The organism is Paraburkholderia azotifigens (genome assembly GCF_007995085.1).
Classification (GTDB): domain Bacteria; phylum Pseudomonadota; class Gammaproteobacteria; order Burkholderiales; family Burkholderiaceae; genus Paraburkholderia; species Paraburkholderia azotifigens.
Genome location: NZ_VOQS01000003.1, coordinates 1,212,279 through 1,227,280 on the forward strand (window position 1 = coordinate 1,212,279; position 15,002 = coordinate 1,227,280).

The following is a 15,002-nucleotide window of genomic DNA, read 5'->3' on the forward strand; positions in this document are numbered from 1 at the left end:
GCTCGTACGCTCTTGCGTATAAATTGCCACGCGCGCCGCAATGCGTCATGACGCTTTTGCCGATCCCCGCTTCCACGCTTGCGCGCCTCGCACGTAACGCGATGTAAGCCCTTGCGTTGCGCATAGGTCGCGCGGCTATACTTGCGGCCCCTCATTCGTTTTTCCGATCTATGAAGAAGTGGTTAGTCAGCCTGCTTATCGTGGTTGCGAGTCACGCGGGCCACGCATGGGCGGCAACGTCATGCACGGATTTCACGCCCAACGCCCAATGGCCCGTCGTGACGAACGCGAAGATGACGCCGAAGTCGCGCATGCTGTGCTACTCGGACTTCGCCGTTCTGCATTCGGGCATTACGCACGGTCCGTTATGGTCCGCCGAGCATCTGACGCGCGATCACATCGAGGCCGCGAAAGACATGACGCGCACCAACAAGTTCTTCGAAGATGCGCGTCTGCCGGAGGGCGAAGGCGCCACGCTCGCCGACTACAAACGCAGCGGCTTCGATCGCGGCCACATGAGCCCGGCTGGCAACCGCTGGAACGCGGAAGCAATGGCACAGTCGTTTTCGCTCGCGAACGTCGTGCCGCAAAATCGCGAGAACAACCAGCGCCTGTGGTCGCGCCTCGAAACGGCCGTACGCAGGATCGCCGTGAAATACGACGACACGTACGTCGTCACGGGCCCGATGTTCATCGGCGCGCAGTTGCAGACCATCGGACCGACGCGCGTGTTCGTGCCGACGCAGCTTTTCAAGGTCGTCTACGTGCCGTCCAGGAAGCTCGCGTTCGCGATCGTCGCGGACAACGTGGCCACCAATAGCTACGAGGTGAAGTCGGTGCACGAACTCGAAGCGATGAGCGGGATTCGCTTTCCGGGCATTCCGGAAAATCTCAAGGACCAGCGTCCGGGAGGGCTGAAAGGTGTTTAAAGCGTATTCGAACGACGACGACGTGCTCAACATCCAGGGCGACGCGCTGACGCTGTCGAACGGCACCACGCGCGTGGTGCTCAACGGCACGCTCGACATCACGAAGGACAAGCGCGGATTGAAGGCGGCGCTGGCGCTGAAGGAAGCACTCGACGGCATCGTTGCCGTGCTTCAGGCCGAGCCGACATTGCCGGAGCAGGTCAAGCAAGAGCCCGACGCGAAGCCGGGTGTGGTCGACAATCCGTTCTAACGCTCGCCATTCGACGCAGCGAACGCGCGCAGCTTCGCTGCATCGACGATCTCGATCTCCGCATAGCGCAGCGCGAGCGCACCCTGCGTTTCGAACTGCCTGAGAATCTGATTGGTGGTTTGACGCGACAGCGCGAGCATCATCGCGAGATCTTCCTGCGGCACCTTGAGCACGCGACGCAATACATCCGCGTCGCCGCCGCCATATCCGCCCGCCATCAGCAGCAGACGCCGCGCAATGCGTTGGGCGGCGGGCAGCAGCGCGGCTTCTTCGATTGCATCGAATGCGAGCCGCAGCTTGTGCGTGAGCAGCAGACCGAACGCGTGCCAGAACGCCGGCGTGCGTTCGAGCAGCGCCGTGAGCGCCGCGCGCGGCACATGAAAAAGCAGCGTGTCGCGCTCGGCATAGGCATCGTGCGTGCGCGTCTGGCCGTCGAACAACGCGATCTCGCCAAACCAGTTCACCGGCTCGATCACCGCCAGCAACGCTTCCTTGCCGTCTTCGCTCGCTGCGCCGATCCGCATCAGTCCATCCAGCACGCAATAGAAGCCGTCGTCGGCATCGCCGCGATTGAAGAGGCGCTGCCCCGCTGGTAGCCGCCGCGTGCGCCCCGTTTCGATCAATTGCATGCGCAACGCGGCGGGCGCCGCGCGGAACCAGGTGCTGCCGTCGAGCAGTTCCGCAAGGTCAGTCGGCGGAGTAGCGGGTGTCATGAGCGCCTGAATGCATTGAATGGGCGGGATTGTCGGGTAGCCGAAAGTGTCGCGTCGCGCCGCCCGCGATTATGATGACTTTCGACGAGGAACGGCATCCATGAGAACGCTCACCGACCAGCTCGCGCAATACGCAGCCTATCATCGCGACCGGCGCAACATCGCGACGCACTTCGTCGGCATTTCGATGATCGTGCTTGCGCTCGCCGTGCTGCTGAGCCGGCCCGCGTGGTCGCCCGACTCGTTGCCGTTCGCGCTGTCGCCGGCATGGGTGCTGTTCGGCCTCAGCGTGATCTACTATTTCGTGCTCGACGTGCCGCTCGGTCTGATGATGTGCGTGGTCTCGCTGGCGTGCGTCGCATGCGGCGCGTGGCTCGGCGCGCAACCGACGTTGACGTGGCTCGCATCGGGCATCGGCCTGTTCGTGATCGGCTGGGTGTTCCAGTTCGTCGGACACGTCGCCTACGAGCACCGCAAGCCCGCCTTCGTCGACGATGTGATCGGCCTGCTGATCGGTCCGCTCTTCGTGCTCGCCGAAGCACTGTTCGCGTTCGGCTGGCGGCCCGTGCTACGCGAGGCGATCGAAGCGAAAGCCGGGCGGACGCATGTCGATGCCGCGCATGGCGTCACGCGACATCGCTCCTGAGTTCAACGCGGCGCGAGCAGCCTTGCGCTATGCAGCGCCGTGAGCCCGACGGCGATCCAGATCGGCACATAGGTGCCAAGCTGCTGCACCGTCAGCGTTTCGCCGAGCAGCGTCACCGAGGCGATCACCAGTAACACCGGCTCCACATAACCGAGAATGCCGAACAGCGCCATCGGCAGCAGACGGCTCGCTTTCAGATAGGACGCGAGCGCAATCGTGCTCAGCGCGCCCAGACCCGGCAGCAGCAACAGCCACATATCGACGCGACCGGACAGCAAGGCGAGCGAGCCGCCGCTGAACGCCGTCGCAAGCGCGAACGGCAACATCAGCGACATTTCGAGCGCAAATGCCGTCAATGAGTCGGCGTTCATCTTGCGCCGCACCACGAAGTACGGCGGATAACCGACCGCGACGAGCAGCGTCGGCCAGGAAAACGCGCGCGTCACCCACAGTTCGTGCAGCACGCCGACGGCCGCACACGCGACGGCAAGCCACTGCAACGGTTCGAGCCGCTCGTGATAGTAGAAGCGCCCGAGCAGCACCATCGACAGCGGCAACAGAAAGTAGCCCAGCGAGACTTCGAGCATCCGCCCGTGCAGCGGCGCCCACAGGAACACCCACAGCTGCGCGCCCAGCAGGATCGCGCTGGCGACCAGCAGAAGCGCCGTGCGCGGCTCGCGAAGCACACGCTGCAAGAGAGCCTGCAATTGCGGCAGGCGCGAGCGAACGACAATCAGCGTGAAGGCGCCCGGCACGGTCCAGATCACGCGCCACGCAAAGATGTCGAGTCCCGTCAGCGGCGCGAGCAGCTTCGCGTACACCGACATGAGGGCGAAGAGCGTCGATGCGCTCACGGAAAACGCGATGCCGCGTCCCGGTTGATAAGCGTTCATCGGCGGGAGGGTCCGTCCATTATTAAGTCTTGTTTTAACTGCGCGACGCCGGCGTGCTTGCGTGTGGGCGCAACTGTGTCGCGTGAAGCGCGCATTCTAGGGTATGTCCGCACCGCCCGCGTTTTTCAGCCAGATTGCGTCCGTGCATATCCACGCGCGATGCACTATAAACACTAACTCCATCTTCACGCCGCACGTTGTCGGCGAATCGTAGGCGTGTCGTCTGCGGAAACGCAAGTCTGTTTCTTGCTTCTATGTACCGCTCGAAGCCGCGCGTCGGCTTTCAATATGGTTCTGTGCAAGCGTTGCACGAACACAGACACGCGCCGGTCATCGAACGCGTTCACGCTTGTCCGCCTGAACGCACGCCGGTCCACTCACTCCAACGCATTCGCTCTTCCGCAGTCCGCAAGTCATCACTGGAACGAGACAACACGGAGCCAACATGACTCAGCCAGCCGTATCGCATCACCTGTCGCACGACGTATCGCCGGAATTCGCCGCCGCCGTGCGCGCTGGCCTCAGCAAGCAGCCCCAGAAGGAATTGCCGTCGAAGTATCTCTACGATGAAGTGGGTTCGGCGCTGTTCGAAGTGATCACCGCGCTGCCCGAATATGGCGTCACGCGCGCCGAAGAACGCCTGCTCGCGCAACACGCGGGCGATATCGTCGCGCATTTGCCGCACGACGCGATCGTCGCGGAACTGGGCAGCGGCAGCGGCCGCAAGACGCGCCGCATCCTCGAAGCGCTCTGTAAAAAGCGCCCCACTTCTTACTGCCCGATTGAAATTTCGCGCACCGCGTTGCAATTGTGTCGTCGCGAACTCGGCGATATCGAACGCATTTCGATCGTCGGTTATGAGCGCGACTATCTCGCGGGGCTCGCCGAAGTGAGCAAGCGCCGCGCCAGGGACGAACCGCTTCTCGTCCTGTTTCTCGGCAGCACGATCGGCAACTTCGGCCGGCTCGCGGCGACGCGTTTTCTGCGCGACATCCGCAATATGCTCGCGCCCGGCGACGCGCTGCTGCTCGGCACCGACCTCGAAAAACCGGTGCCCGTGCTGATTTCGGCGTACGACGACCCTATCGGCGTGACGGCCGCGTTCAATCTGAACCTGCTCGCCCGGATCAACCGCGAGCTGGACGGCGATTTTCCGCTGGACGCCTTCGAACACGTCGCGCGTTTCAATCCGGACGTGCGCAGTATCGAGATGCATCTGCGTGCGAAGCGCAACGTGAAAGCGCAGGTGCGCGCGGCGAACCTGTCGGTCGAACTGCGGGAAGGCGAGACGATCTGGACGGAAAGCAGCCATAAGTATCGTGCGGAAGAATTGCATGCGATCGCCGACGATGCGGGCTTCACATGCAGCCATCAATGGCTCGAGCGCGATTGGGGCTTTGCGGAAAGTCTGCTGGTGGCGCGGTGAGCGCCTGCATGACATAAAAAGACGCGCGGACTTCAAACCGCGCGTTTTTAGTGTGCCGTTTCAGTGCTGCTGGAAGCGCTCGTAGCGCTTGTCATTGGCGCGCTCTTCGTGCGTGACTTCCGTCACGCGCGCCGCCGGCGGCCCGTGACGCAGCCACGACAGCATCCGGTCGAGCTGGTTTGCCGGTCCCTGCAACACGGCTTCGACGGAACCGTCTTCCAGGTTCGCCACCCATCCCCGGATACCTAGCGCATGGGCCTGGCGCACCGTCGCGTGACGAAAGCCGACGCCCTGCACCATGCCGCGCACCCGCACGTAGTACGTTTCGATACGCGAATCGAGATCCGTGCCGGACATGCTCTCACCTCCTTCTATGCGTTTACGCGGGCATTCTAGTCGCGCCGCGCGGGCTTTGCTTGCTCCGTTCCACATCAGTCGGCATCGTGCGCGCCGCGGGACAATCACGGTCTTGACGCGCACCACGTACAATTCCGACCTCTGCAAATCATCGAACGCCAGGCAATGACCGATCAGACTCGCGACCTCGTACTCGTCACCGGCGCATCCGGTTTCGTCGGCTCGGCCGTCGCGCGCATCGCGCAGCAAAAGGGCTTCGCGGTGCGCGTGCTCGTGCGCCCGACCAGCCCGCGCCGCAACGTCGAATCGCTCGATGCGGAGATCGCGGTCGGCGACATGCGCGACGAGGCGTCGATGCGCGCGGCAATGCGCGGCGCGCGCTATCTGCTGCACGTCGCGGCCGATTACCGGCTGTGGGCGCCGGACCCGCACGAAATCGAGCGCGCGAATCTGGAAGGCACGGAAGCGACCATGCGCGCCGCGCTGAAGGAAGGCGTAGAGCGCGTCGTGTACACGAGCAGCGTCGCGACGCTGAAAGTGACGGGCTCGGGCGCATCCGTCGACGAAACCTCGCCGATGACGCCCGAGCAGGCGATCGGCGTCTACAAGCGCAGCAAGGTGCTCGCCGAGCGCGCCGTCGAACGGATGATCGCGAACGACGGTCTGCCCGCCGTCATCGTCAATCCGTCGACGCCGATCGGTCCGCGCGACGTGAAGCCGACGCCGACGGGCCGCATCATCGTCGAAGCGGCGCTCGGCAAGATTCCCGCGTTCGTCGATACGGGCCTGAACCTCGTGCATGTCGACGACGTGGCGATGGGCCACTTCCTCGCGCTCGAGCGCGGCAAGATTGGCGAACGCTATATCCTGGGCGGAGAAAATCTGCCGCTGCAGCAGATGCTCGCCGATATCGCGGGTATGGTCGGACGCAAGCCGCCGACGATCGCACTGCCGCGCTGGCCGCTCTATCCGCTCGCGGTCGGCGCCGAGGCCGTCGCGAAGTTCACGAAGCGCGAGCCGTTCGTCACGGTCGATGGCCTGAAGATGTCGAAGAACAAGATGTACTTCACGGCGGCAAAAGCGGAGCGCGAACTCGGCTACAAGGCCCGCTCGTATCGCGAAGGTTTGCGCGACGCGCTCGACTGGTTCCGTGAAGCGGGCTATCTGAAAGCGTGACGGCGCGAAGCGTCTCTGGGCGGACTTGTACACGCTTTGTTACAACTCGCGATGCCGGCTCGAAAGCTCACGTCGGCGCGCAGAAGGTAAAATCGCGGGTCTTACCAGAGAACTACGCATGAATCTTCAGGAACAGCTTGGCGCGCTCGAATCGGGCGTCCAACAGCTCATTCAGGCTGCGACGGCTTCTGTCGCTGCTTCGCGCGAAGCCGATGCCGCGACCGCCCAGCATGCGGACGCCGAACCGGCGGCCGCTGCGGAAGCGGCGGCCGTCGCGCCCGTGGAACCGCAAGCCCAAGCGGACACGGTGGACGACAAGCCGACGCTGCATATCGAGCGCCCCAGCCAGAACGAAATCGCGATGTCGATCGGCGGCAAGTCGGTCACGCTGCATCCGCTGCAGCTGGCTCAGCTGATCGAGGAACTGTCGAACGCGCGCGCGTCGATGGAACCGGAAGTCCCGCCGAACCTGCCCGCAGGCTGGCGTTTCGTCTCGACGAAGAATCCGATGATGGCCGTGCAGAAGCAGTCGAACGGCGACCGCCTGCTTGTGATGCGCCATACGGGACATGGCTGGGTGCCGTTCCAGTTTTCGCCCGACATGGTCATCCAGATGTACATGATGCTGACGCAGAAGTGATCGCATGCGACGGCCAGCGCGGCCGTCGACGTTCAATGCGACAGCGGCAGCAATGAATTCAGCAGATTGGTTGCGCGCTGCGAGACGCTCGGACTGCTTGCAGCATCCGCCACAGGGCTCACGTAGACGACGGGCCCGATACACAGCGACGAATAGCGCGCGTCGCAGTCCCCATCGCGCGCCGGCAGCGGCTGGTCGGCACCCTGCACTGTGCTCGCATCCGCACTCACGACATCCGCGAACGTCTTCACGCGGCCGTTGACCTTCTCCGCATACGCCTGCGATCCGCCGTAGCTCTTCAGCGCTGCATTCAGATCCCCGCCCGCCGACTTCACGTAGCCGTACAGAATCGCCGAGCCGATTTCGATGTTCGTCTCAGGGTCGGTCAGATCCTTCACGTCTTTCAGCATGCGCCTGTGCGCGCCGGGCACGACCTGCATCAGCCCCGTCGCGCCGTTACCGCCTTTGGCCTTTTCCTTGAAGCGAGATTCGATCGAGATGATCGCGAGAATCAGCGCGGGCGGCAGCGCGTACTTTTCGGACGCGGTGCGCACCGCGTTCGAGATCTGCTCGGCTTTCTCCTTCGCGAGCCCGAACTTCTGGCGAAGGTAGTCGGACGTGTGGTTCTGGCTCGTCTGATCGTCGGCCCATGCAGTTTGCATAACACTGAGCACAAGGACGGTCAGGCAGACCAGCCGCTTCACTGATTCGACCCGGCGGGCGCCTGCACGCGCGCCTTCCATTGGCCGCCCTTGCCGCGCCAGTAGCGCACGGCCGAGCCGAACGTCGCGCTGACGTAGAACAGCGCGACGAGCGGCAGGAGCGGCGCCCACAGCGGCGAGCGCCGGTAGTAGCGCAGCATCGGCGCGTACGCGCAGCACATCACGGCCCACGCGAGCCATGCCGGCCAGCCCTTCGGCCCGAGCACGAGGGCGACGACGGGCGGCACGAGATAGATGATCGTCATGCCGAGCAGGGTGCCCGCCAGCAGCCACGCCGAATAGCGCAGTTGCGTGAACGCGGTGCGCGCGATCATGTTCCAGATTTCGCGCCAGCTGTCGTACGGGCGCAGCGAGACGCTCTGCGCCGCCACGTCGAGACGGATGGGATGACGGCCCTCGCCGCGATGCTTGATGCGCGCGGCGAGGCTGCAATCGTCGATGAGTTCGGCGCGGATCGACTCGATGCCGCCCGCTTCTTCGAGCGCCGTGCGGCGCACCAGCATGCAGCCGCCCGCCGCGCCCGCCGTGCGGTTGCGCGGATTGTTGACCCACGCGAACGGATACAGCTTCGCGAAGAAGAACACGAAGGCGGGAATCAGCGCCTTTTCCCATAACGAATCGCAGCGCAGACGCACCATCAGCGAGACGAGATCGCGCTTTTCGGCGTCGGCGCGCATCACGAGTTGCGTGAGTGCGTCCGACGGATGGCCGATGTCGGCGTCGGTAAGCAGCAGATATTCGGGCGTGTAAGCGAGCGAGCGCGCCGCCTCGATGCCCTGCGACTGCGCCCAGACCTTGCCCGACCAGCCCGCCGGCAGCGGCTTCGCGCCGATCACCGTGAGCCGGTCCGGACACTGCAGCGCGAGCGCGGCGGCGCGGGCGGCATCGGCGGTGCCGTCAGTGCTGTGGTCATCGATGACGATCACGTGGAAGTCGCCCGGATAGTCCTGCGTGAGCAGCGACGTAACGGCTCGCGCGATCACGTCGGCTTCATTGCGCGCCGGAACGACGGCGGCGACGCCCGGCCACGCGTCGCGCGTCTCGGGCGCGAGCGGCGCCGCGGGCTGCGCGCGCCAGAAGCCGCCGCGCGCGAACAGCAGCACACACCAGATCAACAGCGACAGACACGCCAACACAAACAGAACCGCCGCAATCATGCATAGCCCTCTATGGATGCCGCGCGCTTCGGACGCGGACACGGGCGCGGCGCGCCAGCAACACACGCGACGCTGCGCCAATCGTGGAAATCGAGCACTGGCCGGCTATCGAATATGTGATAGTCCGCGTTTTCGATACGTTCAAGAATGCGTCGCCGACGAAAGACGTCGCAGAAAATTCAATTGCCGAGCACCGGGCAGCGCATGCGATGCGCCGGCGCAACAAAGCCCGTTAGTTTAAGGGTTCCCGCCGACAGCCGCAGCGAGTCATTTTTGCCGCGACGCCCGCCACACAAACGCCACACTCCCGTGTCCCTGAAAAGCAAATAGACGGCGATAGCGTTAGAATGCGCGTTTGGTCTCAAGTATCGACTTTCGTCGGATTTAAGACATCAACTAAATATACAGACGCGGCGAACAGGTCGTTTTTACCGATCTGGACCGGAATCCCGCGTCAGTCGGAGTTCGCCAGCTTATGCGAGTCATCCTTGCTCAACCCCGCGGCTTTTGTGCGGGAGTCGTAAGGGCGATCGAAATTGTCGATCGCGCTTTGCAGCAACATGGCGCACCAGTTTACGTGCGTCACGAAATCGTCCACAACAGGCACGTGGTCGATAACCTTCGTCGCAAAGGCGCGCGCTTCGTCGAGGAACTCGATGAAGTGCCGCAGGGCGCAGTTGCCATTTTCAGTGCCCACGGCGTCGCGCAAAGTGTCGAACGCGATGCGGAGCAGCGCGGTCTCGACGTGCTCGATGCCACCTGCCCGCTGGTGACGAAGGTCCATGTGCAGGGTCGTCAGTATGTGGCCGGGGGCGCACGCTGATCCTGATCGGGCACGCGGGCCACCCCGAAGTGGAAGGCACGGTCGGCCAGATTCCGGGCCAGGTGCTGCTCGTACAGAGCGAAGCCGAAGTCGCAAAGCTGGAACTGCCCATCGACACGCCGCTCGCGTACGTGACGCAGACGACGCTGTCGGTGGACGATACGCGCGGCATCATCGATGCGCTGAAGCGCCGTTTCCCCGACATCGTCGGTCCGGATACGCGCGACATCTGCTACGCGACGCAAAACCGCCAGGCAGCCGTGCGCGAACTCAGCTCGCAAGTCGATGTGCTGCTGGTGGTGGGCGCAACGAACAGCTCGAACTCGAATCGCCTGCGCGAAATCGGCAGCGAATCGGGCGTACCGAGCTACCTCGTCGCCGACGGTTCCGAGGTGAAGCCGGAGTGGTTTGCCAGCGTGACGACGGTCGGCATTACGGCGGGCGCGTCGGCACCTGAAGAGATGGTCGAGAACGTGATCGATGCGCTACGCGCACTGGGCCCCGTCGACGTTACGACGATGGCGGGACGTGAAGAAAAGGTTGAATTCAAGTTGCCGTCGAAGCTGACGCAACCACTCGCTGCACGCGAAGTTTAAAGGAGGACGATTTGTCTATTCCGATGCTACAAAAAGTCCGGGTTGGTGCGTACATCATGCGCAATCACCTCAAGGGCAACAAACGCTACCCGCTCGCGCTGATGCTCGAGCCGTTGTTCCGCTGCAACCTGGCTTGCAATGGTTGCGGCAAGATCGATTATCCGGATCCCATCCTGAACCAGCGCCTGTCGCTGGCGGAATGCCTCGAAGCCGTCGACGAGTGCGGCGCGCCCGTCGTGTCGATCGCCGGCGGCGAGCCGCTGCTGCACAAGGAAATGCCGCAGATCGTCAAGGGCATCATGGCGCGCAAGAAGTTCGTGTACCTGTGCACGAACGCGCTGCTGATGGAAAAGAAGATGGACGATTACGAGCCGAACCCGTACTTCGTCTGGTCGGTGCACCTTGACGGCGACCGCGAAGCGCACGACCACTCGGTCTCGCAGGAAGGCGTGTACGACAAGGCCGTCGCGGCCATCAAGGAAGCCAAGCGCCGCGGCTTCCGCGTGAACATCAACTGCACGCTGTTCAACGACGCCGTGCCCGAGCGCGTGGCCAAGTTCTTCGACACGGTCGGAGAGATCGGTGTGGACGGCATCACGGTGTCGCCGGGCTATGCGTATGAGCGCGCTCCGGACCAGCAGCACTTCCTGAATCGCGACAAGACCAAGAACCTGTTCCGCGAAATCTTCAAGCGCGGCAACAACGGCAAGAAGTGGTCGTTCAGCCAGTCGAGCCTGTTCCTCGACTTCCTGGCCGGCAACCAGAGCTACGAATGCACGCCGTGGGGCAACCCGGCGCGCACGGTGTTCGGCTGGCAGAAGCCGTGCTATCTGGTCGGCGAAGGTTATGTGAAGACCTTCAAGGAACTGATGGAAACCACCGACTGGGACAAGTACGGCACCGGCAAGTACGAGAAGTGCGCGGACTGCATGGTCCACTGCGGCTTCGAGGCGACGGCCGTGATGGACACGGTCGCGCATCCGCTGAAGGCGCTGAAGGTCAGCCTGTCGGGCGCGCGTACCACGGGCGCATTCGTCAAGGACATCCCGCTCGACAAGCAGCGTCCCGCCGAGTACGTGTTCTCGCGTCACGTCGAGATCAAGCTGGAACAGATCGAGCGCGCGGGCACGGGCAAGAAGGTGCAGACGTCGGCTGCCGCGTTGAACTAACACGCATCGACGCAGCATGAAAAAAGAGCGCAACGGCTTCGCCGTTGCGCTCTTTTCTTTTGTTGCCGCCGCAAGCGCCGCCGCCTGGCGGCGCAACGGAATCAGCCCGCGCTGCGCGCGTTATGCTCGGTCAGGAACTTGATGAGCCCGTCGACACCGCCCTTCGACAACTGATCCTGGAACTGCGTCTGATACACCTGGATCAGCCACGCGCCCATCATGTTGATGTCGTAAATCTTCCAGCCGTTCGCCGTTTTTTCCAGGCGGTAATCGATCGAGTCGTCGCCGCCGTTGCTCAGCACATGCGACTGGACGACGGCGTCTTTCGCATCCCCGGACGTGTTCGACGGCGCGAACTTGAACTTCACGTCCTGATCGCGCAGTTGCGACAGCGATGCCGCATACGTGCCGACGAGCAACTTCTGGAATTGCTCATACAGTTGTTTTTGCTGCTCAGGCGTAGCCGTGCCCCAGGCTTTACCGACGGCGATGCGCGTCGTGCGCTGGAAGTTCGTGGAAGGCACGAAGTGCGACTCGACCACCTGCGTGATCTTCTTCATGTCGCCGCCGCGAGCTTGCGGGTCGGCCTTCATCGCGTTGACCGTGCCTTCGACTGCGCTCTTCACGATCGCGTCAGGCGCGGTTTGTGCGAATGCCGCGGTGGAAACCACGGCGGCTGCCAGGAAGGCAGAGATATAACGTTTCATACGCTCGTCGAGACAGTTAAGAGTGAACCCGCGCGGGACAGGCCGCATCCTGCGCGGTTACGGGGTCAGTATATAGACTTTGGCAAGCTGCGCTGGTTCACTAACGCGACCGTGCAGCGGCTGCGTCGGTATACTTGTGCCCTCTATCAATAATGCCAACCGTGACAAGGCCCCGCTCGCGTACATGCTGAAGTCCTCTATCGTTCGCCTCGTTGTCTGGTCGGTGCGCCGTCCGCTGCAGGTCATCGGGCTGTCGCTCGTGCTCGCCGTGCTGAGCGCCATCTATGTCGTTCATCACTTCAAGATCAATACCGACATCAGCCGTCTCGTCGAGAACGATGCGCAATGGGCGGCGCTCGGCGAGCGGATCGACAAGGCCTTCCCCGATCGCGGGCAATCGTTGCTGGTCGTCGTCGAGGCAGGCGCCCCCGAATATGCCGATGCCGCCGCGAACACGCTCGCCGCTGCGCTGCAGAAAGAAACGACGGAGTTCGACTCGGTGATGCAGCCGGGCAGCGGTCCATTCTTCGAGAAGAACGGCTTGTTGTTCCCGTCGCTCGCCGAAGTGCAATCGACGACTTCGCAACTGGTCAAGGCGCGTCCGCTGATCAACCAGCTTGCACACGATCCGAGTCTGACGGGTCTCGCGGGCACGCTCACGACGAGTCTGCTGCTGCCGTTGCAGATCGGCCAGGTGAAGCTCGGCGATATGAGCAATCTGCTGTCGCGCAGCGCGACCGTCATCGATCACGTGCTCAACAACGAGCCTGCCGTCTTCTCATGGCGCGCGCTCGTCGACAAGGATGCGGCGAAGGTGCCCGCGCGCGCGTTCATCGTCGTGCAGCCCAAGCTGAATTTCGCCGCGCTGCAGGCAGGCGCGAAAGCGTCGGAGGAAATCCGCAAGACGGCGGCATCGCTCGATCTCGATTCGCAATACGGCGCGCGCATCCGCCTGACGGGCGAACAGCCGCTCGCCGATGAAGAGTTCGCTTCCGTGCAGGACGGCGCGGAGATCAACGGCATCGTCACGTTCTTCGTCGTGCTCGGTATCCTGTGGCTCGCGTTGCGCTCGGGGCGCCTGATCGTCGCCGTGTTCATCACGCTGTTCGTCGGGCTCGTCATCACGGCCGCGCTCGGGCTGATGATGGTCGACGCGCTGAACATGATTTCCGTCGCCTTCATGGTGCTGTTCGTCGGGCTCGGGGTCGACTTCGGCGTGCAGTTCGGCGTGAAGTACCGCGAAGAGCGCAATCGCGACGACCGGCTCGCGGCCGCGCTGATTCACACGGCCTACAGCATCGGCGTGCCGTTGACGCTCGCCGCCGTGGCCGTTGCCGAAAGCTTCTTCTCGTTCCTGCCGACCGCCTATCGCGGCGTGTCGGAACTCGGCAAGATCGCGGGCGTCGGCATGTTCATCGCCTATCTGACCAACATGACGCTGCTGCCCGCGCTCATCAAGGTCTTCAATCCGCCGGGCGAAGCGGAATCGCCGGGCTTCACGTTCCTCGCGCCCGTCGACGACTTCCTCGACCGCAACCGCACGCCGGTGCTGATCGCAACGGCGGTGCTGATCATCGGTGCATCGCCGCTGCTGCTCCATCTGCGTTTCGATTTCAATCCGCTGCATCTGAAGGATCCGCACACGGAGTCGATGGCGACGCTGATCTCGTTGAACGATGCGCCCGAAGCCGCCGTGAACAACGTGCGCGCGCTGGCGCCGTCGCTCGCGGATGCGGACAAAATCGCGGCGCGCCTGTCGAAGCTGCCGGAAGTGGGCCGCACGACGACGCTCACCACGTTCATTCCCGCCGACCAGCCGCAAAAGCTCGAACTGATTTCGGCGGCAGCCCAGCAACTGCTGCCCGCGCTCACGCAAACGCCCGCGCCGCCTTCCACCGACGCCGTGCGCGTCGCCGCGTTGAAGCGCACGGCGAACCAGCTGTCGCTCGCCGCCGACGATCATCCCGGCCCGGGCGCGGCCGAAGCCAAGCATCTGTCGGACACGCTGAACAAGCTCGCCGCCGCCGACGTCTCGACGCGCGACCGCGCCGAGCGCGCGATGTCGGTGCCGCTGAAGATCTCGCTGAAGCAGCTGGCGACCTTGCTGCAGCCGTCGGCAATCACACGCGAGAACGTGCCGAAAGACATCGCCGACAGCTGGGTATCGAAGACGGGTCAGGCGCTCGTCGAGATTTCGCCGAAGGTGCCGCCGGGCACCGATCCCGGCGACGACGTGATGTTGCGCAACTTCGCGAAGGCCGTGAAGGCCGCGGAACCCGGCGCGATCGGCGGCCCGATCTCGATCCTTCATTCGGCGAACGTGATCATCAAGTCGTTCGTGCAGGCGGGCGCGTGGGCCATCCTGTCGATCACCGCGCTGCTCTGGCTCACGCTGCGCCGTTTCGGCGACGTGCTGCGCACGCTCGTGCCGCTGCTGGTGTCGGCCGTCGTCACGCTGGAGCTGTGCGTGGTCTTTGGCATGCCGCTCAATTTCGCGAATATCATCGCGTTGCCGCTGATGCTCGGCGTCGGCGTCGCGTTCAAGATTTACTTCGTGATGGCGTGGCGCAGGGGACAAACGGGCCTGCTGCAATCGAGCCTCACGCACGCCGTGCTGTTCAGCGCGGCAACGACGGCCACGGCGTTCGGCAGCCTGTGGCTGTCGCATCATCCGGGCACATCGAGCATGGGACGCCTGCTGGCGCTGTCCCTCCTGTGCACGTTGATTGGCGCTGTGGTATTCCAGCCGGTATTGATGGGTAAACCGCGCGCTCGCCGCGCATCGAAGAAACAATAAG

14 protein-coding genes and 1 pseudogene are annotated in these 15,002 nt (G+C 63.6%); 9 read left to right on the plus strand and 6 right to left on the minus strand.

Features of this window, described 5'->3' with window-relative positions:
• Positions 1–170: 170 nt before the first annotated feature.
• Together FRZ40_RS22700 and FRZ40_RS22705 are read left to right on the plus strand one after the other, a co-directional pair.
• On the plus strand, positions 171–929 hold the full coding sequence (locus tag FRZ40_RS22700) for a DNA/RNA non-specific endonuclease (protein ID WP_147235663.1): 759 nt from the start codon (positions 171–173) through the stop codon (positions 927–929).
• Complete coding sequence (locus FRZ40_RS22705) at positions 922–1,179, plus strand: hypothetical protein (protein ID WP_028363843.1); 258 nt, start codon at positions 922–924, stop codon at positions 1,177–1,179. Before FRZ40_RS22700 ends, FRZ40_RS22705 begins: the two co-directional genes overlap by 8 nt.
• Here the strand turns inward: FRZ40_RS22705 and FRZ40_RS22710 are convergent.
• Positions 1,176–1,892, minus strand: coding sequence for a Crp/Fnr family transcriptional regulator (locus tag FRZ40_RS22710; protein ID WP_147235664.1), 717 nt, complete (start codon positions 1,890–1,892; stop codon positions 1,176–1,178). The genes FRZ40_RS22705 and FRZ40_RS22710 overlap by 4 nt on opposite strands.
• 100 nt (positions 1,893–1,992) lie before the next feature.
• On the opposite strand from FRZ40_RS22710, the gene FRZ40_RS22715 reads away from it, so the two are divergent.
• Positions 1,993–2,538, plus strand: coding sequence for an Mpo1 family 2-hydroxy fatty acid dioxygenase (locus FRZ40_RS22715; RefSeq protein ID WP_147235665.1), 546 nt, complete (start codon positions 1,993–1,995; stop codon positions 2,536–2,538).
• A gap of 2 nt (positions 2,539–2,540) precedes the next feature.
• Here FRZ40_RS22715 and rarD read toward each other — a convergent pair whose 3' ends face one another.
• Positions 2,541–3,431: an EamA family transporter RarD gene (gene rarD, locus FRZ40_RS22720; RefSeq protein WP_028363846.1), complete on the minus strand. Its 891-nt coding sequence runs from the start codon at positions 3,429–3,431 to the stop codon at positions 2,541–2,543.
• 445 nt (positions 3,432–3,876) lie between these two features.
• On the opposite strand from rarD, the gene egtD reads away from it, so the two are divergent.
• Positions 3,877–4,857, plus strand: coding sequence for an L-histidine N(alpha)-methyltransferase (egtD, locus tag FRZ40_RS22725; protein ID WP_147235666.1), 981 nt, complete (start codon positions 3,877–3,879; stop codon positions 4,855–4,857).
• Positions 4,858–4,917: 60 nt separating this feature from the next.
• Here the strand turns inward: egtD and FRZ40_RS22730 are convergent, their stop codons facing one another.
• The gene (locus FRZ40_RS22730; protein ID WP_147235667.1) at positions 4,918–5,214 is read right to left on the minus strand and encodes an acylphosphatase; all 297 of its coding nucleotides are present in this window, start codon (positions 5,212–5,214) and stop codon (positions 4,918–4,920) included.
• 165 nt (positions 5,215–5,379) lie between these two features.
• Between FRZ40_RS22730 and hpnA the strand changes: the two genes are divergently transcribed.
• Together hpnA and FRZ40_RS22740 are read left to right on the plus strand one after the other, a co-directional pair.
• A complete protein-coding gene (gene hpnA / locus FRZ40_RS22735; protein WP_028363849.1) occupies positions 5,380–6,390 on the plus strand; it encodes a hopanoid-associated sugar epimerase in 1,011 nt (336 codons plus the stop codon).
• Positions 6,391–6,508: 118 nt separating this feature from the next.
• Positions 6,509–7,030 carry a hypothetical protein gene (locus FRZ40_RS22740; protein ID WP_028363850.1) on the plus strand — a complete coding sequence of 174 codons (522 nt, stop codon included), beginning with the start codon at positions 6,509–6,511 and terminating at the stop codon, positions 7,028–7,030.
• 32 nt (positions 7,031–7,062) lie between these two features.
• On the opposite strand, the gene FRZ40_RS22745 is transcribed toward FRZ40_RS22740, so the two are convergent.
• Together FRZ40_RS22745 and FRZ40_RS22750 are read right to left on the minus strand one after the other, a co-directional pair.
• Positions 7,063–7,734 (minus strand): lytic transglycosylase domain-containing protein, encoded by a 672-nt coding sequence (locus FRZ40_RS22745; RefSeq protein WP_147235668.1) that lies wholly within the window; start codon positions 7,732–7,734, stop codon positions 7,063–7,065.
• Entirely contained in the window at positions 7,731–8,909 is a 1,179-nt protein-coding gene (locus tag FRZ40_RS22750; RefSeq protein ID WP_028363852.1) for a glycosyltransferase, read from the minus strand. Before FRZ40_RS22750 ends, FRZ40_RS22745 begins: the two co-directional genes overlap by 4 nt.
• Positions 8,910–9,384: 475 nt before the next feature.
• Here FRZ40_RS22750 and ispH point away from each other — a divergent pair.
• Together ispH and hpnH are read left to right on the plus strand one after the other, a co-directional pair.
• Positions 9,385–10,328 (plus strand): annotated as a pseudogene (ispH, locus tag FRZ40_RS22755) (4-hydroxy-3-methylbut-2-enyl diphosphate reductase).
• A gap of 11 nt (positions 10,329–10,339) precedes the next feature.
• Positions 10,340–11,497 carry an adenosyl-hopene transferase HpnH gene (gene hpnH / locus FRZ40_RS22760; RefSeq protein ID WP_028363854.1) on the plus strand — a complete coding sequence of 386 codons (1,158 nt, stop codon included), beginning with the start codon at positions 10,340–10,342 and terminating at the stop codon, positions 11,495–11,497.
• A 101-nt stretch (positions 11,498–11,598) separates the two neighbouring features.
• Here hpnH and FRZ40_RS22765 read toward each other — a convergent pair whose 3' ends face one another.
• A complete protein-coding gene (locus tag FRZ40_RS22765) occupies positions 11,599–12,204 on the minus strand; it encodes an MlaC/ttg2D family ABC transporter substrate-binding protein (RefSeq protein WP_028363855.1) in 606 nt (201 codons plus the stop codon).
• 184 nt (positions 12,205–12,388) lie between these two features.
• On the opposite strand from FRZ40_RS22765, the gene hpnN reads away from it, so the two are divergent.
• Positions 12,389–15,001: a hopanoid transporter HpnN gene (gene hpnN / locus FRZ40_RS22770; RefSeq protein ID WP_147235669.1), complete on the plus strand. Its 2,613-nt coding sequence runs from the start codon at positions 12,389–12,391 to the stop codon at positions 14,999–15,001.
• Position 15,002: the final 1 nt, after the last annotated feature.